We start from the raw sequence: 26,759 nt of genomic DNA, 5'->3' as shown, positions 1-26,759 counted from the left end.
TATTATTATTATTATTATTATGTGAGAACCCTATTTTACTTCATAAATAAATGATTCCGAAGGCAATATTTTAATTCTCACCACTCCTTCTCCATTCTTTACCGTAAAATACGTTTTACTTTGCAAATACAATTGATCTAAAAGCACATAAGAACCATCTTTCAAATTCCATTTAGAAATAACATCAGCAGGAATTTTCAATTCAAACTCACTTGTTTTTTCCGAAGAAAAATTCGCCACAACAATCAATTTTTGATTTTCAGACCAACGAACATATGAGTAAATTAATTCGTCATAGCCCGCACATTTCTCACGATTTACAGACTGAATTTCCTGAAAACTTCCCATCAGAGCGGGACTATTAATAGAAAAATTAAGCAATCGCTTATAAAAATCGCGAAGTTTTTTTTCTGATTCTGAAAGTTGACCTCCATCAAATTTCCCATCATTCATCCAACGTTGATGATTAGGAACACCAATATAATCAAAAATAGAAGTTCTCGAACGGGTTCCAAAACCGGCATTTTCATTTCCGGCCTCTCCTACTTCCTGACCAAAATAAACCATTGTTGGCGACGTACTAATTGTCGTAGAAACCACCATTAAAGGTTTTCCGCGTTCAGGAGTTCCGGCAAATTCAGAACTTGCTAAGCGTTGTTCGTCATGATTGTCTAAGAAATGAAGCATATTGTGTTCGATATCTGCCATTCCTTTCTGAATATCCGATAATCCGTCAGGAGAAGATTTTCCGCGAATGATATCTTTCAGTTTATCATACGTCTCGACTTTATCATATAAATAGTCCATTTTTCCTAAACGAATGTAATTACGATATTCATTCGGGTTATATACTTCTGCCAATAAAAAAGCATTTGGATTTTTCATTTTGATAGCGGAGTTCATATAACTCCAAAATTCATACGGAACCATTTCGGCCATATCGTAACGAAAACCATCAACACCTTTTGCCGTCCAGTACAAAGCTATCGATTGAAACTTTTTCCAGGAATCCGGCACATCTTTATCCTGCCAAAAAGCAAAATGTTCCTGATACGTTTTCTGATCAAATCCTGCTGGAAGTTCCGGGAAATCTTTCGAACCATCCGGACGAATTCCGTAATTTACTTTTACCGTTTCATACCAGTCATTTTGATCCGGCTTTACTTTACGGGAACCATTACCTGTCCATTTTGCAGGATTTTCATCAAATACTCCATCAACAAGCGGATTCTTTTCTCCGTTTAACGGAACATCATTATCCGGAATTTCAAAATGGTGATTGGGGATATAATAAAAATTATTATCTCTGCTGTACTCAATATTTACATTGTCATCGGCACCAAAATCCTTTACACCTTCGGGATTATTTTTCCCCTCATATTTTCTGGCAATATGATTGGGCACAATATCAATAATAACTTTTAGACCTGCATTATGCGTGCGACTAATCAAATCTTCAAATTCCTGCAGTCTGTTCGCTGGATTTAGCGCCAAATCAGGATTTACATTATAATAATCTTTTACAGCATATGGAGATCCGGCACGGCCTTTTACGACTTCTGGATCATCATCAGATATTCCGTAAGCCTTATAATCTCTCACCAACGCATGATGCGGAACACCGGTATACCAAATGTAAGTAACACCTAAATCTTTGATTTCATGAAGTGCTTTCTCTGTAAAATCATTAAATTTTCCAACACCATTCTCTTCAATTGTTCCCCAAGGTTTATTGGTTGTATTTTTATTTCCAAATAAACGTGTAAAAACCTGATATACTACAATTTTCCTATCAGCAGGAGCTTCTTCTTTTTTTATATTCATTTTTAAATCTGTGGTTTTACATGCAGAAAACAGCATGGTTGCAGCCAATCCCGCAACAAAAACTTTTTTATCTATCATATTCGTTTTTTATAAACTAATAGTTTCCTGACTAAACATCCGTAAACTATTTTCTAAATTTAAACTAATTTTTAAAATTCAAATCAAACAAAAATCATATTACATTAAGACATTACATAAAAAATCAACTATAACGAAATAGTACTGTATTTTGTTGATAATTTAAAAGTTCAAGGAGCAAAGGTCCAAAGACACAAAGTTTTTTCCAGATGAATTAAAGAAACATTCGAATTATCTCTTTTCTTTCTGTTAAATCGACTGCTGTGCATCTCTACGATATATGCAACCTGTAAAATCCATTTACCAGAAATATCACAGTAGTTTTGAAAACTTAAAACTTTGTTCCTTTGAACCTACGCAACTTTGAACCTAATAGGAAAACCTTTGTACCTAAAAAACTATAATTTAATCCTAATATCAGTAAAGGTTATATCCTTTTTCATAAATTTGACAAAAATTTAATCAATTGAAGAAATCACTATTTTTCATATTCTATTGTTTGCTATTATTAAGCGTTCAATTCATTTTTGCTCAGGCACCACAGCCAAAAACAATTAACATTGAAAATGCAGATTTGGTCGAAGTCAATGAAGTCTTAGTACCTGATGGAGTTCTATTGACTGGAAATGTAAAAGTAAATCATGACGGGATTGTATTAACTTGTAATAAAGCCTACGTTTTTAAGAAAGAAAACTACCTTAAAGCATTTGGGAATGTACAATTAGTGCAGGGTGATACTTTATTCCTGAACAGTAAATATGCAGAATATAGCGGAAATTCAAAGAAAGCTTTCGCCACCGGAGATGCTGTTATGACCTCTCCAGATGCTACTTTACGAACAGATACTATTAATTTTGATCGAAATATTCAACAGGTTTTTTATAACACAAAAGGTACGATTGTAAACAAAGACAATACTTTGGTAAGTAAATCAGGAAGGTATTTTGTAGCCGAGAAAAAATTTCAATTCCTGACAGAAGTTACTATTACGAATCCAAAATATGTGATTAAATCAAATCACTTGGATTATTACAGTAATTCAGGACATACGTATTTATTTGGCCCATCAACCATTACCAGTCAGGCAAATTATATTTATACTGAAAAAGGGTTTTACGACACCAAGAAAAACCTCGCACATTTTTTAAGGCGGTCTTACATAAAATATGATGATCGCCTTATAGAAGGGGATAGTTTATATTACAATCGAAATATTGAATTTGCTTCTGCAACACGAAATGTAAAAATTACTGACTCCATCAATCGCGGAATAGTAAAAGGTCATTACGCCGAAATTTACAAACTAAAAGATTCGATGTATGTAACTAAAAGAGCCGTAGCAATAAATCTTGTCGAAAAAGATTCGGTTTACATTCACGGACAAAAATTAATGGTTACCGGAAAAGAAGGCGAACGAATTTTAAGAGCTTATAAAAATGTTCGTTTCTATAAAATAGATATGAGCGGAAAATGTGATTCGATTCATTCAAACTCTAAAACTGCATTGACAAAATTAATTGGAAATCCAATTCTTTGGAATGGAGAAAGCCAGATTACAGGAGATATTATGCACTTAATTGGCGATAATACCACCAAGAAACTAGATTCCTTAAAAGTCCTCAACAACACTTTTATAGTCTCGCGGGATACCCTCGGAACAGGTTATAATCAGGTCAAGGGGCTCAATTTATTCGGAAAATTCAAAGAAGGAAAATTACATGACGTTGATGTGATCAAAAATACTGAGGTCGTTTATTACATGCGAAATGACGCTAATGAACTCATTGGAATCAATAAAAATGTGAGCAGTAAAATCAATCTTATTTTAGAGAATAATGATATCGAAACCATTACATTCTTCAATAAAGTAGACGGTGACGTTTACCCCGAAGCCGATTTACCCGAAAATGCCCGTAAACTAAAAGGTTTAAAATGGCGTGGCGACGAGCGAATAAAATCGAAAGACGATATTTTTACCGCCGAAGACAATGAACTCAATGACAAACTGGTCCAGGAAGGAAAAGATCAGGAAGCCAAAGACAAAAATACGCCAATGAAAGTCAGGAAAGAAACGCTCGATTACGACAAAAAGAAACCAGCTGTTAAAACCAGTACTACGAAAGCTACTACTAAGACTAAGAAATAGTTTTCAGTCGCAGTCGCAGTTTTCAGTTTCATCTTTTTACGGTAAAATTAGTCGCAGTGTCAGTTTTTAGTTTACAAAGCTTGCGAACTTTGCATTTTAATAATATAATCTTGAGCTAAATCTTAGTAAACTTTGCGATCTTTGCGGTTAAATTCATTCACAGTTTTTAGTCAACTTGAAACCTAAAACTTTTTAAACAAACAACAAGTGAATCCAGATTTTATAAAATACCAGGCACAAACTTCTCCTTATCCTCTGGGAATGGAAGTTTCTCACGCCATTGGTTCCTTTATTTACGACACAAACAATAAAAAATACTTAGATTTTGTTGCGGGAGTTTCGGCTTGTACACTTGGTCATCAGCACCCAAGAGTCAATCAGGCCATCAAAGATCAGCTGGACAAATATTCTCACGTCATGGTGTACGGCGAATATTCTCAAAGTCCGGCCGTTCAGTATTGCAAATTACTGGCTTCACTCCTGCCCGAATCTCTAAACAAAACTTATTTAGTCAATTCAGGTACAGAAGCTATCGAAGGGGCACTTAAATTAGCAAAAAGAACAACAGGGCGCAGTCAGCTTATTTCTTGTCATAACGCGTATCATGGAAACACAATGGGATCTATGAGCGTTATGGGATTCGAAGAACGCAAACAAGCCTTTCGCCCGCTGCTTCCGGATGTTGATTTTATCACCTTCAATAACGAAGAAGATTTACAAAAAATAACCACCAGAACAGCCGCAATACTTTTAGAAACTATTCAGGGAGGTGCAGGATTTATTCAGCCCGAAAATAATTATCTGCAAAAAGTGCGCAAACGCTGTGATGAAGTTGGAGCAATGATGATTGTCGATGAAATTCAGCCTGGGTTTGGAAGAACCGGTAAACTATTTGGTTTTCAGAACTATGACGTAGTTCCCGATATTGTTGTTATGGGAAAAGGAATGGGAGGTGGAATGCCGGTTGGTGCTTTTACTGCTTCGGCAGAAAAAATGGATCTCTTAACCGAAAACCCTAAACTGGGCCATATCACTACTTTTGGAGGTCATCCTGTCATTGCGTCAGCCTGTCTTGCTACTTTGCAGGAATTAACTGAAACAAATTTAATGCAAGATACATTAAATAAGGAAAAACTCTTCAGATCACTTTTGGTACATCCTTTGATAAAGGAAGTTAGAGGAAAAGGATTAATGCTTGCCGCCATGACAGAAAGTGCCGAAATAACAAATCAGGTTATTTTAAACTGTCAGGACAAAGGGCTCATTTTATTCTGGTTGCTGTTTGAAGGATGTGCAATACGAATAACACCGCCATTAACCATTTCTGATGAAGAAATAAAAGAAGGTTGTGCCATAATATTAAGCGTTATGGATGAAATCATAAAAAAAGAACAAGTAGTTTAATTAAGAGCTATTCCCGCTATCCGCATTATCTTTTGTCCGTCGCGGCGGAACAAAAGGATATCGCTGCTATCAGGGCTAGGATTCACGGTTAAATAAAAATATAATAAAAATCAAATCTAACTCTTTTACAGATCTAAGATTATAACTTAAAACAGGATAAAATTCTGTCCATATTGTTAATTAAATTGTTCACAACAATTAATTCTCATTCCTCACAACAATAATATGGTTGCCTAAATTTATAACAGGCTAATTTCAAATAAAGACAGTATGCAATTAAGCAACGAAGAAGAAGATTATAACCTATCCCTATCCAAATTTGAGTCGATGTTAAAAACTAACAAAGTACTCTTTTTTGATTCTGAAGAATTCGAAGAAATTATTCTTCATTATTTAGACATAGGCAAGGCTAATTTAGCAAAGAAGGCCTTGAAACTTGCATTAGACCAACACCCAAAATCTACGGGCTTAAAATTAGTACAAGTAGAAATGTTGGTTTACGACGACAAACTAGAGATCGCCGAGAAGCTCTTAAATGAGCTATATGCAATCGAACCTAACAACGAGGAAATTTACATCCAGAAAGCCAATATCTGTTCTAAAAGAGATCAACACGAAAAAGCAGTAGAATTGCTTAAAATTGCCCTGCAATATACAGACGACTACGCCGACGTGTACAACTTGATCGGAATGGAATATCTTTTTATGGATAACCTCGAGATGGCAAAAGACAGTTTTATCAAATGTCTTGAAGAAGATTTAGAAGACCAGTCGGCCTTATATAACGTGGTATATTGTTTTGAATTTTTAGACCAAAACCAGGAAGCCATTGTTTATCTCAACGAGTACATCAATAAAAACCCATACAGCGAAATCGCCTGGCATCAGCTTGGACGTTTACATTATGGAGTAAAAGAATATGAAAATGCGATTCGCGCTTTTGATTATGCAACACTGATTGACGATGAGTTTTTAGGTGCTTTTATGGAAAAGGCAAAAGCCTATGAGCGTCTTAAAAAATACGCTGAAGCTATCGAAAGTTATAACAGAACCATCGAGTTAGACGATGCTACTTCTTATGCGCTATTGCGTATAGGGAAATGCTACGAAAAACTGGGTAATGCTGTAAAAGCACTTCAATATTACAATCAAACCGTACATGAAGATCCGCTTTTAGACAAAGGATGGATTGCCATTACAGATTTTTATGTTCGCCAGAAAAACTTTCAGAAAGCCTTATTTTTTGTCAATAAAGCATTAGCTATCGACAATCAAAATCGCTTGTACTGGAAACGTTATGCAACGATCAATAAACAAATGAACTTTTTTGAAGAAGCGGAATTTGGTTATAGAAAAGCAGTAGAATTTGGAGATTATGCTCTTGACACCTGGTTGTTTTGGGTTGACATTCTTCAATTTTTAGGAGAATTCGAAAGCGCTATTCAAACTTTACTACAAGCTACAGAATATTTCCCTGAAGAAAACGAGATCGAATATCGTTTGGCAGGATTATATTTCATGATTCAGGATAATACCAAAGCGAAATTTCACTTAAGTAACGGTTTACGTTTGAATTTTGATAATTACATCCTAATCGAAGATTTATTTCCGGTAGTATGGTCAAAAAAAACGGTGAAAAATTATATAGAAAAACATAGAAAACAATAATGATTGATATTTTAAGAAGACGTTTTGGCTTGTTAGGCCGTAATATTGGTTACTCATTTTCAAAAGGATATTTTACAGAAAAATTTAGCGATGAAGTTTTTGCCGGCAACAGCTACGAAAACTTTGACATCTCTGAAATTAATTATTTTACTGAATTAGTAAAAAACAATCCCGATTTAAAAGGTTTAAATGTTACGATTCCTTACAAGGAACAAGTTATACCCTTCCTAGATAAACTTTCAAAAAAAGCAGCTTTAATTGGTGCCGTAAACACGATTAAATTTACCAAAAACGGAAAATTAAAAGGTTATAACACTGATTATTATGGTTTCAAAAAATCATTAGAACCGTTATTACAGCCGCATCATAAAAAAGCACTTATTCTGGGTACAGGCGGGGCTTCCAAAGGCGTTGCTTTTGCATTGGGTGAGCTTGGTATTCCGTACACTTTTGTGTCCAGAGAAGCAAAAGAAAACATCATCGATTACAATCTTATAAATGCCACTACATTTGACAATTTTAAAATCATAATCAATTGTACACCTGTTGGCACAAGCCCAAATATAGAATCTTGTCCTGATCTTCCGTATGAGTTTTTTACCGATAAACATATTGCCTACGATTTAATTTATAATCCGGCAGAAACTCAGTTTCTAAAAAATGCCAAAGAAAAAGGTGCGGTAATAAAAAATGGTTACGATATGCTTATTTTTCAGGCAGAGAAAGCATGGAAAATCTGGAATAAATAAAAATAAAAAATACACTAAGCTCTAGTGTATTTTTTTTTGTAATTTAGACTACTCATTAATAAGTAGTTATGAATAAATTACAACTATTTTATTTGTTATTCCTTTTAATCACTTTTTCTACAAAAGCTCAGGATACTATAAAGCCTCAAAAAAATCCTTACACAGAGGCACGTTATCATTATTATCTAAAAACGATTTTACTTTTTAATGAATATTTAGATACAGAGACAGGTTCTTATAATACCACGGAACTTCGTTTTTTACATCCCATTGCCAATAAAGCATGGAACTTAAGAGTTGATCTTCCTTTAATATCTACCAATACTTTATCAGAAAACAAAACAGGAATTGGTGATATTAGCGTTGGCATAAGCTACATTCCGTATTTAAATCATAGTAAAGGGGTTGCTTTTAGAGCCAGAGTCATTTCAAACTCGGCAGCAGATCCAACTTTGGGATCAGGAAAATGGGTCTTTGCTCCTGCCCTGTTTTATGGCTCTTATATAAAAGATAAAAAACTACTCTGGATTGCTTCTTTAGAGAATCAAATAAGTTTTGCCGGATCAGACAATCGAAGTGATATTAATACTACAGCATTCGAAAACTACTTTATGTGTATTCTTGGCAAAAACTGGATCGCAGCAGATGTCGCTTTCAGGTACAATGCAACAAACAAAGGATACCCCAATAATGCTTTCGTAGAATTTGGCCGAAAAATAACTTCAAATGATATGGCCTACATTCATCCCAGTATTGCTTTTGGAAAGCATAAATCTTATAATTACGGTATCGAAGTCGGAATGCTTATTTTATTTTAGTTTGAAAGAAAACTAAAAAATTAAGCTTACAATATTAAATTAATTTTATTTTTCTAAAAATTCTATTAATCCAAAATTTAAATTTACTTCAAAAAAATTAGGTAAAAAACCCATATCATATTCCTAAAATACTTGAATAAATAGGAATTTCGTCTTAAAAAAGCGTATAAACAAACGATTTATTTTGTATTTAGAAACACCTTTAGTATCTTTCGCTCTGTTTAAAATAAAAACCTTATACATTTAAAATGTTAGAAGAAAAGAATGATAACCTGCAGGAAGCAGACGGAAAATTAGAAATCGGGATTAGCGATTCTACACAAGATAATGCAATTGAAGCATCGGAGCCTGAAATAGCTGCTGAAATTTCAACTTCTGAAACTGAAGTAGAAAATACAGCGGAAGAAACAGAAACCAATCATCAGACTGCATTAGATGCCATAACAAATTCAAACGCTGAAGAAAGTGAAGATGAAACGCTAAAAGAGCGTCATGATATTCCTATGCAGGATTATGATACTTTTTCTATGGATGCGCTTGTAGACGAGCTTAAAAAACTGATCTCTACGGATAAAGTAATGTCTGTAAAAGATCATATCGAAGAAATCAAAAAGTCATTTTTATTACAATACAACCACCTTATAGAGGAGAAAAAAGAAGAATTCAACGCTTCTAAAGAAGACCCAAATGAGGAATTTGAATATCACTATCCGTTAAAATCTAAATTTGACGAATATTATAATGTTTTTAGAGAAAAAAGAAATGCACATTTCAAGCATTTACAAACCAATCTAAAATCGAATTTAGAAGAGAGACTTGCAATAGTTGAAGAACTAAAAGAGCTTATCAATCCGCAGGAAAACATCAAAGACACCCTTAAACATTTTAATGACTTAAGAGAAAGATGGAAAAATGCCGGAGCAATCCCAAAGGATAAATACAACCACGTATGGAATAATTACCACTTTCATGTAGAGAATTTTTATGATTACCTGCATTTAGATCGTGAAGCCAGAGATTTAGATTTTAAATACAATCTTGAGCAAAAACAAAAAATTATTGCACGTGTTGAAGAATTAACAAACGAAACCGACATTAGTAAAGCGTTCCGTGAATTACAGGATCTCCACAGAATCTGGAAAGAAGACATCGGGCCAGTTTCTAAAGAACACCGTGATATCATCTGGAATAAATTTAGCGAACTGACTAAAAAAATCCATGATAAAAGAGAAGTTTTGTTTGAAGGCCAAAGAGCAAACGAGCAAAATAACCTTGAAGTTAAAAAAGAAATTATTGCAAAAATTGAAGTTTTAGGAACTGAAAAAGTAAATTCTCACTCACAATGGTTAGTACAAATTCAGAAAGTAGAAACACTTAGAAATGAGTTTTTTGCTGCCGGAAAAGTACCTTCAGATGTAAACGAAGAGACGTGGGCCGCTTTTAAAACTGCCGTTAGAAACTTTAATTCTTTTAAAAATTCATTTTACAAAGACATTAAAAAAGATCAAAACGACAATCTGAATAAAAAAATGGCTCTTGTTGCCAAAGCAAAAGAACTACAAGAAAGTGTTGATTTTGGCGCTACAACTCCTGTTATGAAACAAATTCAGGAAGAGTGGAAACAAATCGGGCATGTTCCTAAAAAATATTCAGATAAAATCTGGAAAGAATTCAAAGATGCTTGCAACCATTATTTTGATAAATTAAAAGAACACAAATCAGAAGAAAATGTTGATGAGGTAGCGGCCTTTGACAATAAAAAAGCTTACTTAGATATTTTAAGGGCTTACCAGCTTACGGGTGATCACAAAACCGATTTAGATGCGATAAAAGCCCATATCGAAATCTGGAAAGGTTACGGAAAAGTACCTTTTGCAAGACGTCATATCGAAGGAAAATTCAATAAAATCCTTGATGCTCTTTTTGAGAAACTAAGTTTGAGTAAAAAAGAAACTGAAATGATGCGCTTTTCTAATCGTATCGACTCTCTATCTGATAGTAACGATACTCGTAAATTAGATAATGAAAAGATTTTCTTAATGCGTAAAATCGAAGAAGTGCAAAATGAAATTTTCCAATTAGAAAACAATATTCAGTTTTTTGCCAATACTAAAAATGCTAAAAAAGAAAATTCAATTGTTCTTGAAGTTCGTAAAAACATTGCTATTCACAAAGAAAGCCTTGAACTTTGGAAAGACAAACTGAAACAATTACGTAATTTAGGTCAGGAATAAGATTTTTAATTCATAAATATAAAATCAGGTGCAATGAAATTCTCATTGCGCCTTTTTTTATGCAGTAGTTTTTTTTTTACCGCAAAGAGCGCAAAGATTTTACGCAAAGTTCGCTAAGTTTTTTTTTGATATTTCAACAAAATACAAAGTTCGCAAAGCTTTATCTCAATAAATCCGTTACCGAAATAAGTGACTTTTACAGAGATAACAAGATTGTCGACTATAATTAAGATGAAACACAAAACTTTGCTCCCGATAACTATTGGGATTGCGGTAAAATCCACTCCAACATTTATCTCATTTCAACCTGAAACTTAACAATGTATTATAATTTCATGAAAAAATTTCTGTAAAATATTGATTATATTTGATAAACCACATTATCTATTGATAATCAATAAATGCAATTATTAATCCTAACAACAACGAAAATGAAATTTACAAGAAAAGCGAATGCCAACTGGAAAGGAACAGGCATGGAAGGAACCGGAAAGATCAGTACACAAAGTACAACATTAGATAATGCTCAATTATCATTTAAAACAAGATTCGCAGACGGAGTTGGAACAAATCCTGAAGAATTGGTTGCTGCGGCACATTCGGGCTGTTTTACAATGCAATTAAGCTTTTTGCTTAACGAAGGCGGTTTTACAGCAGATGATTTAAATACAGAAGCAACAGTTACTTTTGAGGATGGAACCATAACTTTAATTCATTTAGACTTAAAAGGTAAAGTTCCTAATATTACAGCTGAGGAATTTGAAAAAACAGCGGCAAAAGCAAAAGAAATCTGTCCAATTTCAAAATTATTAAATACAACCATTACACTTTCTGTAACTTTAGAAAGTTAAGATAAAGTTTAGACATAAAAAAAACCATTCGCCGCGGCGAATGGTTTTTTTTATAATCTGTTTAGAATTACATTGTAGCTTTCAATGCTTTTGCTTCAGCAGTCATTTCTAATGCTTTGTAAACTCCTAATAATGTTTTAGAAACATCTTCGTTTTTAGGATCTAATTCATTTGCTTTTTTAAGGTAAGGAATTACAGCTTTAAAAACATTTTCTCTTTGTGCTTTTAATACATCGTAACGCTTCATATCTTTTGCAGAAGTACCCAATTTATTCATCTCATCAATAATTGGTTTTTCAGCTTCTAATTTTAAAGCTGCCAGGTTAAGATAAGCATTTGTATACTTTGGATTGATTTCGATAGCTTTCAAGTAATATTTCTCAGCATCGGCACTGTTTTTTGCATTTGCACTAAGAACCCCTAAATTAAATACTAAATCAGCATTGTTTGGATCTTTTTGTAAAGCTTCACCAACTAATTTTTTATAAGTATCAAAATCTTTAGACTCTAAATACAAGTTAGCTTCAGTAAGAATTAAAGAACTATCATCCGGATTTGCTTTTCTTGCATCTGCGATTGCTTTTTTAGCATCTTCACTACGTCCTTTTTGAACTAAAATTAAAGCTAGATTTTTGTAAATCTCTCCTCTTTTAGAAGGAATAGCTTCTGTTTGCGGTTTTTCGTGAGTTCCTAATTTTACAGCTAAATCTCTGTCTTTAGCACTATTAAAACCATCTTCGTTACCTGAAATTTTATTTACAGCTGTATAGCTTGTTCCTTTTCCAGAATAATTTAATTGCTTCAATTCCTCATACATTGGCAATGCAAGATCAAAATCCTGAGCATTTACTGCTGTAGAAGCTGCATAATATAAATTGATTGTATCTTTTTTATCTAATAAATAAGCATCATACAATTTTTTTGCACCTTCAGAATGTTTGCTAGCCTGAGAATCTGCAATAGCAGAATTAATCAATTTTCCTTTGATTTCGGTAATTGAAGCTGCAGCCTGAGTAGAATATTTTAATTTTCCTGAAGCTTTTTCAACATCAATTAACTTTTTATAGTTTTCTGCAGCAAGAGAAAGGTTTTTACTTTCCTCTATTTTTTTATTAGCTAAATCTAAATAAGCGTTAGCTTTTACAGAATAGAATTGAGCCTGCTCAACATCTTTGGCATTTGCTACCATATTTTCGGCATCGTTCAGGATTGTAATTGCTCCTTGAGCATCTCCACCTTTTAACGCTTTTTCAGCACTTTTTATCTGATCTTTTTGAGCAAAAGTAGCTACTGAAATCAATAATGCTGACGCAAGTATTACATATTTACTTTTCATAATATTCAATTTGTGTATTTAATTATAACAGGTTTTATTTTTATTCTTCAGATTCTTCTTCTTCAGCGTCATCTTCATCTTCTACTTCTTCATCAGAATCGTCATCCTCATCATCTTCTACAGGACCTTCGTCTTCAAGAACTTCTAAATCCGGTTTTACTCTTTCGATAGCAGATTCAATAACATTTCCGTCTTCATCAACAACAACTTCTGCAACATCATCTTTCATCACTTTTGTTACAGCAGCAATAGAATCTTTACCTTTTAAGTTAATCAATCGAACACCTTGTGTTGCACGACCCATTACACGTAAATCTTCAATCGCCATTCTGATGGTTAATCCAGACTTATTGATAATCATTAAATCATCAGCATCAGTTACATTACTAATAGAAATTAATTTTCCGGTTTTCTCCGTGATATTAAGTGTTTTAACACCTTTACCTCCACGGTTTGTAATTCTGTAAACATCTTCTCCATCATCATCAACTAATTTGGTACGTTTACCGTATCCGTTTTCAGTTACAACCAAAATCTGTGTATCGTTTACATTCTCTTTGTCAACCGTAACCATACCAATTACTTCATCAGTATCATCTTTTAAGGTAATTCCGCGAACTCCTGAAGCCGTTCTTCCCATCGGACGTGTTTTAGTTTCCTCAAAACGAACCAATTTACCAGACTTAACAGCAAGGATAATTTGGCTTTCTCCGTTGGTTAATTTCGCTTCAAGTAACTCATCACCTTCTTTAATTGTAATTGCAGCAACACCATTTACCCTTGGTTTAGAATATTTCTCTAAAGAAGTTTTCTTAACCTGACCTTGTTTCGTTACCATTACAAGATTATGGCTATTGATATAATCTTTATCTTTTAAGTCTTGTGTACAAATGAAAGCTTTTACTTTATCATCACTTTCAATATTTACTAAATTCTGAATTGCTCTACCTTTTGCAGTTTTGCTTCCTTCAGGAATTTCATAAACACGCATCCAGAAACATTTTCCTTTTTGCGTAAAGAACATCATATATTGGTGATTGGTTGCAACGAACATGTGTTCAAGGAAATCCTGATCTCTTGTTCCAGCACTTTTTTGCCCAACTCCACCTCTATTTTGAGTTTTGTATTCTGTTAAGTTGGTACGTTTGATGTAACCTGCATGCGAAATTGTAATAACCACATTTTCATCAGCAATCAAATCTTCGATACTTACATCTCCACCTGAATATTCAATAGTAGAACGACGTTCATCTCCGTATTTCTCACGGATTTCTTCCAGTTCTTCTTTAATTAAATTCGTTCTTAAATCTACATCTGCTAATAAAGCTTTCAAATGTTCGATTAACTTCATTAACTCATCGTATTCTGCTCTTAACTTGTCTTGTTCCAGACCTGTTAACTGACGCAAACGCATTTCAACAATTGCACGAGCCTGAATATCTGACAAATTAAATCTTTCGATCAATTTTTCACGCGCTTCTTCTGTATTCTTAGAACCTCTGATGATCGCAATTACTTCATCAATATTATCAGAAGCAATAATTAATCCTTCTAAAATATGTGCTCTTTCTTCTGCTTTACGCAATTCAAAGCGAGTTCTTCTTACTACAACATCATGACGGTGCTCGATAAAATAGTGAATCATATCTTTTAGATTCAGCATTTGTGGGCGACCTTTTACAAGTGCAATATTATTTACACTAAAAGAAGATTGTAATGATGTAAATTTATATAAGGTATTCAATACTACGTTTGGCGTAGCGTCACGTTTCAGGATATAAACGATACGCATACCGTTTCTGTCAGACTCGTCACGAATATTCGCAATACCTTCTATTTTTTTATCGTTAACCAAATCAGCCGTACGTTTGATCATTTCGGCTTTATTCACCTGATATGGAATCTCTGTTACGATGATACATTCTCTTCCATCGACTTCTTCAAAACCAACTTTCGCACGCATTACAATACGTCCTCTACCGGTTTTAAAAGCTTCACGAACTCCTTCATAACCATATATTACACCACCGGTTGGAAAATCCGGAGCTTTAATATGTGTCATTAATTCGTCAATTTCAATATCATTATTATCAAGGTATGCTAATGTACCATTGATCACTTCTGTTAAATTGTGTGGAGGCATATTAGTTGCCATACCAACTGCAATACCTGTTGCTCCGTTTACTAATAAAGTAGGAACTCTTGTAGGCATTACTTTTGGCTCATATAAAGTATCGTCAAAGTTCAATTGAAAATCAACTGTTTCTTTTTCGATATCTGCCATAATATCTTCAGATATTTTACGCATTCTGGCCTCAGTATAACGCATTGCTGCAGGACTGTCACCATCAACAGAACCAAAGTTACCCTGACCATCCACTAATAAATAACGCATACTCCACTCTTGGGCCATACGTACCATCGCATCATAAACAGAGGTATCTCCGTGCGGGTGGTACTTACCCAGAACCTCTCCTACGATTCTTGCAGACTTTTTGTGGGCAGATCTTGAAGTTACACCTAAATCATACATTCCGTAAAGAACTCTTCGATGCACTGGTTTCAAGCCATCTCTAACATCAGGAAGCGCTCTCGATACAATTACTGACATCGAATAATCGATGTAAGCTGATTTCATTTCATCTTCAATGTTAATAGGAATTAACTTTTCTCCTTCAGACATAAGTTGTTATGTTTAAATAATTATATTAGTTTCAAAGCGTGCCAAGATACGTTTTTTTGGAATTTTTTCCGCTATTTCCTTACACTTATTTCAATGATTTATTAACAACTTTATTTGCGCTTTTAGTTAATAAATTAAGCGTTTTTTAACTGTTTTATTGTTATTTTTTTTGTCTCTTAGCTGTCAGGAGTTCCTTAAGGGTATGGTTTTTGTTTTTCAAACACTAATTCACTAAATTTACAATACCAATTATATATTATGGATGATAATTTTTCACCAAGAGTAAAAGATGTTATTACCTACAGTAAAGAGGAAGCCTTACGTTTGGGCCACGACTTTATTGGTACTGAACATTTAATGCTAGGCATTTTAAGGGATGGAAACGGAAAAGCTATTCATATACTTAATAACCTTGCAGTCGATCTAGATCATTTACGCAGGAAGGTAGAAATACTGAGCCCAGCCAATCAAAGCGTTGAAGTAAATGCAGAAAAGAAAAATCTTCATCTTACCCGCCAAGCGGAAAGAGCCCTGAAGACCACTTTTCTTGAAGCTAAAGTATTTCAGAGCTCGTCGATTAGCACGGCGCACTTGCTATTGTGTATCTTACGAAACGAAAACGATCCAACAACCAAGCTATTGAATAAACTAAAAATAGATTATGACATAGCTAAAGAACAATATTTAAATATGACTCCAAACGAAGAAGAATTCTTAGAAAACTTGCCAAGAAACGAATCGTATAACGACGATTCAGGACAAGATGACAGTCTTAAAGAAAGTAGTTTTAATAATCCCGCCAATAAGTCAAACAAAAAATCCAAGACTCCGGTTTTAGATAATTTTGGGAGAGATTTAACAGAAATGGCAGAAGAAGGAAAACTAGATCCGGTTGTAGGACGCGAGAAAGAAATTGAGCGTGTTTCTCAAATCTTAAGCCGTAGAAAAAAGAACAACCCGCTTCTTATTGGAGAACCTGGAGTTGGTAAGTCTGCTATTGCAGAAGGACTTGCTTTGCGTATTATCCAAAAGAAAGTATCTCGTATTCTTTTCAACAAACGTGTGGTAACTCTTGACCTTGCAAGTTTAGTTGCAGGAACAAAATACCGCGGTCAGTTTGAAGAAAGAATGAAAGCCGTGATGAACGAGTTGGAAAAAAATGATGATATCATTCTTTTTATTGATGAGATTCATACCATTGTAGGCGCTGGTGGAGCAACAGGTTCTCTTGATGCTTCAAACATGTTCAAACCTGCTTTGGCAAGAGGTGAAATCCAATGTATTGGTGCTACTACTCTTGATGAGTACAGACAATATATTGAGAAAGACGGAGCTCTTGAAAGACGTTTTCAAAAAGTAATTGTAGAACCAACTTCTGTTGAGGAAACTATTGCAATTTTGAATAATATTAAAGACAAATACGAAGATCACCACAATGTTACTTATACGCAGGAAGCCATTGAAGCTTGTGTTAAATTAACGAACAGATATATGTCTGAGCGTTTTTTACCAGACAAAGCTATTGATGCTCTTGACGAAGCTGGTTCTCGTGTACACATTACTAATATTGATGTTCCTAAACAAATTTTGGATTTAGAACGTCAGCTAGAAGAAGTGCGCGAAAACAAAAATATGGTTGTTAAAAAACAAAAATATGAAGAAGCAGCCAAACTTCGTGATGACGAAAAACGCATTGAAAAAGATTTAGCCGTTGCTCAGGAACAATGGGAAGAGGATTCTAAAAACAATAGAATTGAAGTTACAGAAGATAATGTAGCCGATGTTGTTTCTATGATGACCGGAATTCCTGTTAACAGAATTGCACAAACAGAAAGCAACAAATTAGCCAAATTACCTGAATTAATTCAGAATAAAGTAATTGGTCAAAATGAAGCTGTATTGAAAATTGCACGTTCTATTCAACGTAACAGAGCCGGACTTAAAGATCCGAACAAACCAATTGGTTCGTTTATTTTCTTAGGTCAGACTGGAGTTGGTAAAACTCAATTAGCAAAGGTACTAGCAAAAGAATTATTCGATTCTGAAGATGCATTAGTTCGTATCGACATGAGTGAATACATGGAGAAATTTGCGATCTCTCGTTTAGTTGGAGCGCCTCCGGGATACGTTGGGTACGAAGAAGGCGGTCAATTGACTGAAAAAGTTCGTAGAAAACCTTATTGTGTTGTTCTTTTAGATGAGATCGAGAAAGCGCATCCGGACGTATTCAATATGATGCTTCAGGTTTTAGATGACGGATATTTGACAGATAGTTTAGGTCGCAAAATCGACTTTAAAAACACTATCATCATTATGACTTCTAATGTTGGAGCACGTCAATTGAAAGATTTTGGACAAGGTGTAGGATTTGGAACTGCTGCGAAAGTAGCTCAGGCCGATGAAAACTCAAAAAGCATTATCGAAAATGCATTGAAAAAAACCTTCGCTCCTGAATTCTTAAACAGAATTGATGATGTAATCGTATTTAACGCATTAGAAAAAGGTGATATTGATTTGATTATCGAAATCGAACTTGCTAAACTTTATTCCCGCATTGCTGAATTAGGATACAAGTTAAATCTTACTGATAAAGCAAAAGCATTTATTGCTGAGAAAGGTTTTGACAGACAATTTGGAGCAAGACCGCTAAAAAGAGCGATCCAGAAATATGTTGAGGACTTATTAGCCGAAGAAATCATAACTTCAAAAATACATTCAGGTGATGAAATCTTAATGGATTTAAAAGATGATTCTCAAGAACTTTCAGTAGAAATACATAAAGCCGAGGAACCGACTAATCAGTAAATTAGTTTACATCTATAACAAATATAATTTACCCGTTACGTTTTCATAACATAACGGGTATTTTTTTTAGATAAATTACTATCTTTAGTAAAAGCAAATAGCTATTTTTGGCTATTAAATTTCTTAACAAATAATAACGTATGCTTCAAAATAAAGTCATTTTAGGTAGCGAAGAATGGTGCTCATTTCCAGAACTAGGAATCCCGACAATCAAAGCTCGTGTTGATTCCGGTGCTAAAACTTCGGCAATGCACGCTATAAACATAGCTCCTTTTATAAAAAATGATGCCAATTGGGTAAAATTTGATATTAATCCAATTCAGAATAATATTAAAACTGTCATCCATTGCGAAGCTCCGTTGGTTGATAAAAGAATTGTAAAAAGTTCAAGCGGTTTCAGAGAACACCGTTACGTTATTCAAACCAGCATTAAACTTGGCGATATCAAATGGCCAATAGAAATGACTTTGACGAATCGTGACTCTATGGGATTCCGTATGCTTTTAGGCCGCGAAGCCATGAGCGGGCGCGTACTGGTTGATCCCGAAGAAAAATACATGTTAGGACAACCAACGCCTGAAGCATTAAAAGAATTGTATCAAAATTCAGAAAAAGCAACTTCCGGTTTACGAATTGGTCTATTAGCGAGTAATCCCGAATTGTATAGCAATAAAAGAATCATGGAAGCCGGCGAAATGCGCGGTCATGAAATGCATTTTTTGAATATCAAAGAATGTTATATGAAGTTGGATGCTAAAACTCCGGAGATTCACTATAGAGGCGGAAAAATATTAAATCAGTTTGATGCTATTATTCCCAGAATCCGTCCAAGCATTACTTTTTACGGTTGTGCTTTAACGCGTCAGTTTGAAGCTTTGAAGGTTTTTGTTTTAAATTCGGCTACAGCCATAACACAATCACGAGATAAATTATACTCATTGCAATTGCTTTTAAACAGCGGAATTGACATTCCTACAACTGGTTTTGCTAATTCTCCTTTGGATACTGACAACTTAATCAAAATGGTTGGAGGTTCGCCTTTAATCGTAAAATTACTCGAAGGAACTCAAGGAAAAGGGGTCGTTCTGGCAGAAACAAAAAAAGCAGCAGAAAGTGTTATCAATGCTTTTAAAAGTTTAAATGCTAATATTCTTGTTCAGGAATTCATTAAAGAAGCCAACGGAAAAGATATTCGTTGTTTTGTAATCGACGGAAAAGTAGTTGCAGCGATTCAGCGTGAAGCTATGCCTGGAGAATTCAGGGCAAATATTCATCTTGGAGGAACCGCATCTGTAATAAAAGTGACTGCCGAAGAGAAAAGAATCGCTATAAAAGCTGCAAAAGCCATGGACTTAAAGGTAGCCGGTGTTGACATTATTCGTTCTTCAAAAGGACCATTATTACTCGAAGTAAACTCATCGCCAGGTCTTGAAGGAATTGAAGGCGCCACAAACAAAGATGTTGCCGGAGAAATGATCAAAGCAATTGAGAAAAATTTTAAACTAATATAAGTCAGTTCATTCTAACTTAACATTATATAATTATTTTAGCAGCTTTGTCGAAGTTTAAAAACTTTGACAAAGCTTTTTTAAATTTAAACCTTAAAAAAATGATGTTAAATCCGTATTTAGATATTATTGCAAGAAGTGTTGCTGTTTATTTTTTCATGACAATTGCATTGAGAATCTTTGGTAAAAAAGAACTTTCTCAATTGAATACTGCTGATATTATTCTGATTTTACTTATTAGCAATTCGGTTCAAAATGCAATGGTTGGTCCCGACACAAGTCTTTGGGGAGGATTAGTTGCAGCTCTGGCTTTGTTTATCATTAATTACATTATTAAAAAACTTACTCACAAATACAAAGGCTTAAACAATTTATTGTTAGACAAACCAGAAATCCTGATCCATAACGGAATAATAGATTTTAAAACTTTGAGCAAATTAGACATTTCGCACGAAGAATTAAAAGAAGCGGCACGTGAGCACGGCTTAGAACATTTGACCGATATAAAGCTTGCTATGTTAGAAATAGACGGTACTATTAGCATTATTTCTGAAGATAAAAAGAGTATTAAACAAACACACTACAAACGTAAACACAATCATAAAAATCTACAGAAATAAAATTACAATATTATAATTGATTGATTAACAGTTGATTAAAATGTATTGATTAAAAAACTTAGCTATATACTTTGTTATACTATGTATTTTGTTATACATTAGCAGAATGAACGAAACATTTGTAACAAACTGGAAATCGCAGGTAAAGAAAGGCACATTGACTTTCATTATCCTGAATGTGCTCAAAAATCATGAGTACTACGGTTATGAACTTATCGAACAAATAAGAAAACATACTGAAATAGAAATCGCAGAAGGAACACTTTATCCTTTAATGAATCGCTTAAAAACGGAAGAATTAGTAGATTCAAAATGGGTAGAACAAGAAACCGGCATTCCGAGAAAGTATTATTCACTAACCGAAGCAGGAATAGAAACTCTAAGTCAGATGAATATTTACTGGGAGAATCTTGAGAAATCAATCAAAAAAATCATTCAATGAGAATAGAAGACATCAAATTCGAACAAAAAGCTTCGCAAAGGATTTATAGCGATTATATGAAGCGTATTAAAAAAGCAACAGCTTCGCTATCAAAAATTAGTCAGGATGATATTTATATGGAATTTAACAGCCATATTTTTGAAGCTATTCAACATAAAAGTCAAGCAAACGAAATAGATTCACTTTTAGACATTATCGAAAAATTAGGAGCACCGGAAGAGGTTCTAAAACCCCTTGACGCCGATAAAAAATTAGAGCAGGCAACAAGAACATTTAATCCTGTTCATGTTTTCAAAGCTTTGATCTTAAACTTTACCAATGGTATTTCGTATGTTTTTTTCTTTGTTTTGTACCTCTTCCTTTTTGGTTTTGTATTCCTGATTTTTGCAAAAATAGTCAAACCTTCTCTTGTAGGCCTTCATATGAATGATTCATTTTCTGTTTTTGTATTAGGAATAATGAGTCAGGAAGACAAAATTAAAAACCATACTTACGAAGTATTGGGCAACTGGTTTATTCCAGCAATGCTGCTGGCAATCGTAGTTTTCTATTTTCTTATAACGCTTTTATTAAAATTAAAAAAATCAATCAATCAAAAAACACTATCATGAAAAAAATCATTACCTATTTATGCGCTTTTATAGTTACAAGCGCTTTCTCACAAACTTTCGACACAAAAAGATTAGACAGTTTGTTTACGCTTCTGGAAAAAAACGATAAATACATGGGAAGTATTGCTATTTCTGAAAACGGAAAAACACTCTACACCAAATCAATTGGCTTTGATGATGTTGCAACTTCAAAAAAATCAAGCATCAATACAAAATACAGAATTGGTTCTATCTCAAAAACATTTACAGCAACTCTTATTTTCAAGGCTATTGAAGAGAAAAAAATCAATTTAAATCAAACTATTGATAAATATTTTCCAACAATAAAAAATGCCGAAAAAATCACCGTTAGTAATTTATTGAACCATCGCAGTGGGATTTATGATTTCACCACTAATCCCGATTATTTAAAATGGAATACTGAATCTCAATCAAGAGCCAAAATGATTGAAAAAATAGCTTCCGGAGCTGTTATATTTGAACCTGACACAAAATTTCAGTATTGCAATTCGAACTATGTTTTATTGTCTTATATACTTGAAGATATCTACAAAAAACCGTACGGTGCAATTTTAGATTTAAAAATCATCAAACCATTAAAATTAAAAAACACGTATTTAGGAAGTAAAATAAACTTAGAAAAGAACGAAAGCTATTCTTATACTCTCGCTGGAAAATGGGACAAATCAAATGAAACCGATATCTCAATTCCATTAGGAGCCGGAGGTATTGTCTCCAATCCAACCGATTTAAACATTTTTATCGAAAGTGTTTTTGCTGGCAAAATTATTTCTGCAGCTTCTTTAAATCAGATGATAACAATGAAAGACAACTACGGAATGGGGATTGCAGAGTTACATCCCTTTGGTAAAAAAAGTTATGGTCATAATGGTGCAATTGACGGATTTAGATCAGCTATGGAATACTTTCCGGAGGAAAAGCTGGCGCTATCCATAACTTCAAACGGAGCAATGGGATATAGCAATGAGAACATCTTATTGTGCGCTTTAAGTTCTTATTTCCACAAACCTTTTGCAATGCCCGTTTTTGGAAATGTAACCGTTGCCCCAGAAATGCTGGATTTGTATTCCGGAATTTACGGAAGTACACAAATTCCGATAAAAATAACAATTTCACAAAAAGACAATGTATTAATTGCTCAGGCAACAGGACAGCCTTCTTTTCCTCTTAACGCCAGCACCAACACTGTCTTTACTTTTGATGCCGCAGGTATTGTTCTGGAATTCAATTCTGATAAAAAAGAAATGATTTTAAAACAAGGCGGAAAAGAGTTTTTGTTTACTAAATAAATCTACACTAAGAGATAGAACAAAAAAGCTAGTTTCAGAAAGAAATTAGCTTTTTTTTATTTCCAAAATTGAAACCATTTTTTATCATTACTATCATTTTCAAGATTATTATCAGCCTTCTTAATTGTTTCATTATTTAGGCCATATGCTTTCAATCTATGATTTAGATTCACTAAAATATAATCTTTTTCTACAGGGAATTTTTCTGCTATCAATTTGTAGTGCTTTAAAAGCTTTCCGTCTTCTACTCCTTCTAAAGCCTGCAATACAATATGAATAACCCTATTTGAATGATCACTTAAACCATTAATAAAAGTATCAATATAATTACTTTTAACCTTTAATTGCCCAAGTGAGTAATAAGCACTGATTCGTACACTTTCACTTTCATTAAAAGTAAATGGTACAATAATATCGCCATAATCAATATTCATTTCCTTTAATAAATAAGTACAAAAACTAAAGGTTTCGTCGTCGCTAATATTTTCAGCATTTGATTTTATAACATCCAGCCAATCTGAACTTTTATCTTTTGCATACCAAAACACAAACTGAAAAACATTTAGTAAACTTTCTTTTGTAAAATCAACCAAGTAAGGATAAGCTCTTTGGTAATCAAACTTTGTAAGGATTTGAAGTATTTTTTTCTGAATTTCTCCTGAACTTAATTTGTATTGAGCTTCTAAAACATCAAGAGCTTCTGAAGCTATTTTTTCTTTCTTTAAAATCCCATTTAAACCTTCAATCTTGGTTTCATTATCATGCGCAGAAAAATACAATGCCAAAATATAACTTACACTACCTCCTAATGTATACTGAAATAACTCAGGTTCATCGATTATTACATTTTCAGGTATAATTTCGTCGAGCCAACGTTCGTACCAATCTAAAAAATTAGATTCAAAAGCAAAGAATGGCTTTTGTCGATCTAGATCAACGTTCACAACCCGACCTTTAAATTCACCGTTTAAAACAATCCCATAATAATAAGAACAGCCCTGAGTACCAATAGGCAAAATTCCTGAATATATTTTTCCTGACTCCGCCTCAAAATCTTCATTAGAAATTTCATCATTCTCCTCAATATTTCTGGTCAGATTTTCCCAGAATTCGTTGGTCATATTAGGATACAGCTGACAATCTTCTTTTAAATATTTTTCAGGATTGGCATAAATGAATTCTTCAACATTTTTCCCCAAAGGAAATATTCCATAACCGGGTCCGGCTGCAGAATCTTGATACGATTTTCCGCCATTACCAATATGCAGTAAAAAAGCTCTATAATCTTCAGGAAGCTCCAGATTATAGTCTTTTTCGAACTTTAAAATTTGATCGTTATTTGCAGTTTCTTCCAAAAAGTATTTATGACTGTCTGCACCAAATACTTTTAAATCCTTATCTGTATTTTTTGCTATGAGCAACTTCTTTTTTATTCTTTCTACCTGATCTGAAGTTTTTTGATTTATCATAATGACTTTTGAATTTGTGCCAAATATATTACTTTATAATTATTCAAAAAGATGTTTTTAAAAAACAAAAAAAAGCCAATTTCGAGTAGAAATTGGCTTTTAAGTATTTTGATAAATATGATTTGTATCTCACATTTAAATTGATTTATTTCATTAAATAAATACGCTTAGGATATAATAAACCAAACCTGCCAGGATAGCTGATATTGGAATAGTAAGAATCCATGCCCAGATTAAACTTACTGTAACTCCCCAACGAACGGCAGAAACACGTTTTGTTAATCCAACACCAATGATTGATCCTGTAATGGTATGCGTTGTACTTACCGGAATTTTTAAATGCTCTGTGAAATAAAGCGTTAAAGCACCAGCAGTTTCAGCAGCAACACCTTCAAACGAAGTAACTTTTGTGATTTTAGAACCCATTGTTTTCACAATTTTCCAACCACCACTTAAAGTTCCTGCAGCAATTGCAGAATAACATGCTAACGGAATCCATCCCGGCATTACACCTTTTATTCCTAAATCATCATTTGGCAATACAACATCTAACCATTCGGCCATATGAACACCCGGATTTGTATTGATATAAACCGCTACAGCAGCAGCAATAATACCCATTACTTTTTGAGAATCATTTCCTCCGTGTCCTAAACTAAAAGCCGCAGAAGATAGTAATTGCATTTTCTTTAAAGCTGCATCTGCCTGATGTAGATTTAAACTACTAAAGATCAAACAAAAAGCACTTACTGTTAAGATAATAAAGGCTACTAAAAACCATTTAATATTGTGTGGATCGAAAGCTACACTCCAAAAATGTGAATCAAAACGAGGTTTTCCATGTTTAAGAATTTCTTCATAAGGCACCATTAAACTGCTCACAAACCAAATAGTAGCAATCATCAAGACAACCGTAAATATTTTAGGATAAATACTTTTACGAGAAGCATTCAATAACCAAATCGAAATTAAATAAGAAGCCAAAGCTCCTAAAAGCGGTGCCAAAACAATAAAGGCAATGATAATAAGAACTCCCGAAGGCATTCCGCCATCTTTTCCTGCCTTATACCAGCTTACGATTTGATACCAATAATGCGTAGTTCCGTCTTCACCAATATAACCTGAAAAACCATGTACAGCGATCGCATGAGCAACTGCTGCCCCTGCAAAACCTCCAATTAAAGTATGTGATGAACTTGAAGGAATCCCTAACCACCAGGTCAATAAATTCCAGCAAATCGCTGCAATAACACCGGCAAGAATAACTACCAGGTTAATCTCCATAGTGTGCGCTGTTTTAGCAACAGTATCCGCAACACCAAATCCGAAAACCCAATAAGCCAGAAAGTTAAAAAATGCTGCCCAAAGAACGGCCTGAAAAGGCGTTAAAACCTTTGTAGCAACAACTGTTGCAATAGCATTGGCCGCATCATGAAAACCATTGATGTAATCAAAAATTAAGGCTAATACTATAATAATTATAAGTAGCGTCATAAATTATAACTTCAGAATGAAATAAATTGAATTTAAGAATGTTTTACTGAAATAGATTCTAGTATGTTCGCAACACTCTTACATTTATCTGTTGCTGATTCTAAAACAGATAACACTTCTTTATATTTAATAATATTTTTAGCATCTGTTTCGTTTTCAAAAATTTCAAAAACTGCTTTGTTATAAACGTTATCTGACTTGTTTTCCAATTTATTAATTCTGGCACAAGCATCTTTTATGACTTTGAAATTCTTTAAATTTCTCAATTCTTTTACTGCACTATCAATGTTTTGACAAGCTTCAAGATTGATTTCGGTCATTTTTCTGATCGATTTTGTAATCTTGTCAACCTGATACAATCTCATTCTGCTTGCTGCTCCGTGCAAATAATCTGCAACGTTGTCAATAGAAGTAATCAATGTGTGAATATCCTCTCTGTCGAACGGAGTAATAAAGTTTCTACTCAATTCAAGATTGGTCTGACGTGTAATGTCTTCTCCTCTTTGCTCTAATTCATCAATTTTCTGAAAAAGAACTTCTCTTTCTTTTAATGGAAGATTTACAGCTTCGTGTAAGTTAGAAGCTAATTCAATTAAATTGCTTGAAGCTTCTTCAAAAAGTGGAAAGAATTTCTTGTCTTTCGGCACTAAAAATTGGAAAATACTGTTTATTGACATTTTTATATTTTTGATAGTGCAAAATTACTTCA

19 protein-coding genes are annotated in these 26,759 nt (G+C 33.8%); 13 read left to right on the top strand and 6 right to left on the bottom strand.

Annotation, left to right across the window (positions count from 1 at the left end):
• Positions 1 to 30: 30 nt before the first annotated feature.
• Entirely contained in the window at positions 31 to 1,902 is a 1,872-nt protein-coding gene (locus FLP_RS02730; RefSeq protein WP_065447963.1) for an alpha-amylase family glycosyl hydrolase, read from the bottom strand.
• Between the two features lie 466 nt (positions 1,903 to 2,368).
• Between FLP_RS02730 and FLP_RS02725 the strand changes: the two genes are divergently transcribed.
• The 7 genes from FLP_RS02725 to FLP_RS02695 all read left to right on the top strand — a co-directional run bounded on the left by FLP_RS02725 (position 2,369) and on the right by FLP_RS02695 (position 11,772).
• The gene (locus FLP_RS02725; protein WP_371296042.1) at positions 2,369 to 4,048 is read left to right on the top strand and encodes an OstA-like protein; all 1,680 of its coding nucleotides are present in this window, start codon (positions 2,369 to 2,371) and stop codon (positions 4,046 to 4,048) included.
• Positions 4,049 to 4,255: 207 nt separating this feature from the next.
• The gene (locus FLP_RS02720; RefSeq protein WP_065447961.1) at positions 4,256 to 5,452 is read left to right on the top strand and encodes an aspartate aminotransferase family protein; all 1,197 of its coding nucleotides are present in this window, start codon (positions 4,256 to 4,258) and stop codon (positions 5,450 to 5,452) included.
• Positions 5,453 to 5,722: 270 nt separating this feature from the next.
• Positions 5,723 to 7,120, top strand: coding sequence for a tetratricopeptide repeat protein (locus FLP_RS02715; RefSeq protein ID WP_065447960.1), 1,398 nt, complete (start codon positions 5,723 to 5,725; stop codon positions 7,118 to 7,120).
• Complete coding sequence (locus FLP_RS02710) at positions 7,120 to 7,869, top strand: shikimate dehydrogenase family protein (protein WP_065447959.1); 750 nt, start codon at positions 7,120 to 7,122, stop codon at positions 7,867 to 7,869. Before FLP_RS02715 ends, FLP_RS02710 begins: the two co-directional genes overlap by 1 nt.
• A gap of 68 nt (positions 7,870 to 7,937) precedes the next feature.
• On the top strand, positions 7,938 to 8,687 hold the full coding sequence (locus tag FLP_RS02705; protein ID WP_065447958.1) for a lipid A phosphoethanolamine transferase: 750 nt from the start codon (positions 7,938 to 7,940) through the stop codon (positions 8,685 to 8,687).
• Positions 8,688 to 8,935: 248 nt separating this feature from the next.
• Positions 8,936 to 10,921: a DUF349 domain-containing protein gene (locus FLP_RS02700; RefSeq protein ID WP_065447957.1), complete on the top strand. Its 1,986-nt coding sequence runs from the start codon at positions 8,936 to 8,938 to the stop codon at positions 10,919 to 10,921.
• A 431-nt stretch (positions 10,922 to 11,352) separates the two neighbouring features.
• Complete coding sequence (locus tag FLP_RS02695; protein ID WP_065447992.1) at positions 11,353 to 11,772, top strand: OsmC family protein; 420 nt, start codon at positions 11,353 to 11,355, stop codon at positions 11,770 to 11,772.
• Positions 11,773 to 11,839: 67 nt separating this feature from the next.
• Here FLP_RS02695 and FLP_RS02690 read toward each other — a convergent pair whose 3' ends face one another.
• Both FLP_RS02690 and gyrA read right to left on the bottom strand, forming a co-directional pair.
• A complete protein-coding gene (locus FLP_RS02690; protein ID WP_065447956.1) occupies positions 11,840 to 13,108 on the bottom strand; it encodes a tetratricopeptide repeat protein in 1,269 nt (422 codons plus the stop codon).
• 40 nt (positions 13,109 to 13,148) lie between these two features.
• Positions 13,149 to 15,791 carry a DNA gyrase subunit A gene (gene gyrA, locus FLP_RS02685; RefSeq protein WP_065447955.1) on the bottom strand — a complete coding sequence of 881 codons (2,643 nt, stop codon included), beginning with the start codon at positions 15,789 to 15,791 and terminating at the stop codon, positions 13,149 to 13,151.
• A gap of 258 nt (positions 15,792 to 16,049) precedes the next feature.
• Between gyrA and FLP_RS02680 the strand changes: the two genes are divergently transcribed.
• From FLP_RS02680 to FLP_RS02655, 6 genes are all read left to right on the top strand, one after another.
• Positions 16,050 to 18,596: an ATP-dependent Clp protease ATP-binding subunit gene (locus FLP_RS02680; protein ID WP_065447954.1), complete on the top strand. Its 2,547-nt coding sequence runs from the start codon at positions 16,050 to 16,052 to the stop codon at positions 18,594 to 18,596.
• Positions 18,597 to 18,736: 140 nt separating this feature from the next.
• Positions 18,737 to 20,107, top strand: coding sequence for a 30S ribosomal protein S6--L-glutamate ligase (gene rimK / locus FLP_RS02675; RefSeq protein ID WP_065447953.1), 1,371 nt, complete (start codon positions 18,737 to 18,739; stop codon positions 20,105 to 20,107).
• Positions 20,108 to 20,208: 101 nt separating this feature from the next.
• Entirely contained in the window at positions 20,209 to 20,724 is a 516-nt protein-coding gene (locus tag FLP_RS02670; RefSeq protein ID WP_065447990.1) for a DUF421 domain-containing protein, read from the top strand.
• A gap of 106 nt (positions 20,725 to 20,830) precedes the next feature.
• Positions 20,831 to 21,166 (top strand): PadR family transcriptional regulator, encoded by a 336-nt coding sequence (locus FLP_RS02665; protein ID WP_065447952.1) that lies wholly within the window; start codon positions 20,831 to 20,833, stop codon positions 21,164 to 21,166.
• Positions 21,163 to 21,777: an HAAS domain-containing protein gene (locus FLP_RS02660; protein WP_065447951.1), complete on the top strand. Its 615-nt coding sequence runs from the start codon at positions 21,163 to 21,165 to the stop codon at positions 21,775 to 21,777. Before FLP_RS02665 ends, FLP_RS02660 begins: the two co-directional genes overlap by 4 nt.
• On the top strand, positions 21,774 to 23,087 hold the full coding sequence (locus FLP_RS02655; protein ID WP_174548787.1) for a serine hydrolase domain-containing protein: 1,314 nt from the start codon (positions 21,774 to 21,776) through the stop codon (positions 23,085 to 23,087). Before FLP_RS02660 ends, FLP_RS02655 begins: the two co-directional genes overlap by 4 nt.
• 56 nt (positions 23,088 to 23,143) lie before the next feature.
• Here the strand turns inward: FLP_RS02655 and FLP_RS02650 are convergent, their stop codons facing one another.
• The 3 genes from FLP_RS02650 to FLP_RS02640 form a co-directional block, all read right to left on the bottom strand.
• Positions 23,144 to 24,556, bottom strand: coding sequence for an SMI1/KNR4 family protein (locus FLP_RS02650; RefSeq protein WP_065447949.1), 1,413 nt, complete (start codon positions 24,554 to 24,556; stop codon positions 23,144 to 23,146).
• A gap of 153 nt (positions 24,557 to 24,709) precedes the next feature.
• Positions 24,710 to 26,050 carry an inorganic phosphate transporter gene (locus tag FLP_RS02645; protein WP_065447948.1) on the bottom strand — a complete coding sequence of 447 codons (1,341 nt, stop codon included), beginning with the start codon at positions 26,048 to 26,050 and terminating at the stop codon, positions 24,710 to 24,712.
• A gap of 32 nt (positions 26,051 to 26,082) precedes the next feature.
• Positions 26,083 to 26,727 (bottom strand): DUF47 domain-containing protein, encoded by a 645-nt coding sequence (locus FLP_RS02640; protein ID WP_056250900.1) that lies wholly within the window; start codon positions 26,725 to 26,727, stop codon positions 26,083 to 26,085.
• Positions 26,728 to 26,759: the final 32 nt, after the last annotated feature.

The organism is Flavobacterium piscis, assembly GCF_001686925.1.
GTDB classification, from domain to species: domain Bacteria; phylum Bacteroidota; class Bacteroidia; order Flavobacteriales; family Flavobacteriaceae; genus Flavobacterium; species Flavobacterium piscis.
Note: the sequence above shows the minus strand (reverse complement) of the source record. Positions and strands in the feature narration are given on the sequence as shown.

Coding starts and splice junctions, on each gene's coding strand:
- FLP_RS02700 (WP_065447957.1), top strand. CDS start 8,936: ATGTTAGAAGAAAAGAATGATAACCTGCAGGAAGCAGACGGAAAATTA.
- gyrA (WP_065447955.1), bottom strand. CDS start 15,791: ATGTCTGAAGGAGAAAAGTTAATTCCTATTAACATTGAAGATGAAATG.
- FLP_RS02715 (WP_065447960.1), top strand. CDS start 5,723: ATGCAATTAAGCAACGAAGAAGAAGATTATAACCTATCCCTATCCAAA.
- FLP_RS02730 (WP_065447963.1), bottom strand. CDS start 1,902: ATGATAGATAAAAAAGTTTTTGTTGCGGGATTGGCTGCAACCATGCTG.
- FLP_RS02655 (WP_174548787.1), top strand. CDS start 21,774: ATGAAAAAAATCATTACCTATTTATGCGCTTTTATAGTTACAAGCGCT.
- FLP_RS02660 (WP_065447951.1), top strand. CDS start 21,163: ATGAGAATAGAAGACATCAAATTCGAACAAAAAGCTTCGCAAAGGATT.
- FLP_RS02650 (WP_065447949.1), bottom strand. CDS start 24,556: ATGATAAATCAAAAAACTTCAGATCAGGTAGAAAGAATAAAAAAGAAG.
- FLP_RS02665 (WP_065447952.1), top strand. CDS start 20,831: ATGAACGAAACATTTGTAACAAACTGGAAATCGCAGGTAAAGAAAGGC.
- FLP_RS02690 (WP_065447956.1), bottom strand. CDS start 13,108: ATGAAAAGTAAATATGTAATACTTGCGTCAGCATTATTGATTTCAGTA.
- FLP_RS02680 (WP_065447954.1), top strand. CDS start 16,050: ATGGATGATAATTTTTCACCAAGAGTAAAAGATGTTATTACCTACAGT.
- FLP_RS02705 (WP_065447958.1), top strand. CDS start 7,938: ATGAATAAATTACAACTATTTTATTTGTTATTCCTTTTAATCACTTTT.
- rimK (WP_065447953.1), top strand. CDS start 18,737: ATGCTTCAAAATAAAGTCATTTTAGGTAGCGAAGAATGGTGCTCATTT.
- FLP_RS02670 (WP_065447990.1), top strand. CDS start 20,209: ATGTTAAATCCGTATTTAGATATTATTGCAAGAAGTGTTGCTGTTTAT.
- FLP_RS02640 (WP_056250900.1), bottom strand. CDS start 26,727: ATGTCAATAAACAGTATTTTCCAATTTTTAGTGCCGAAAGACAAGAAA.
- FLP_RS02695 (WP_065447992.1), top strand. CDS start 11,353: ATGAAATTTACAAGAAAAGCGAATGCCAACTGGAAAGGAACAGGCATG.
- FLP_RS02645 (WP_065447948.1), bottom strand. CDS start 26,050: ATGACGCTACTTATAATTATTATAGTATTAGCCTTAATTTTTGATTAC.
- FLP_RS02710 (WP_065447959.1), top strand. CDS start 7,120: ATGATTGATATTTTAAGAAGACGTTTTGGCTTGTTAGGCCGTAATATT.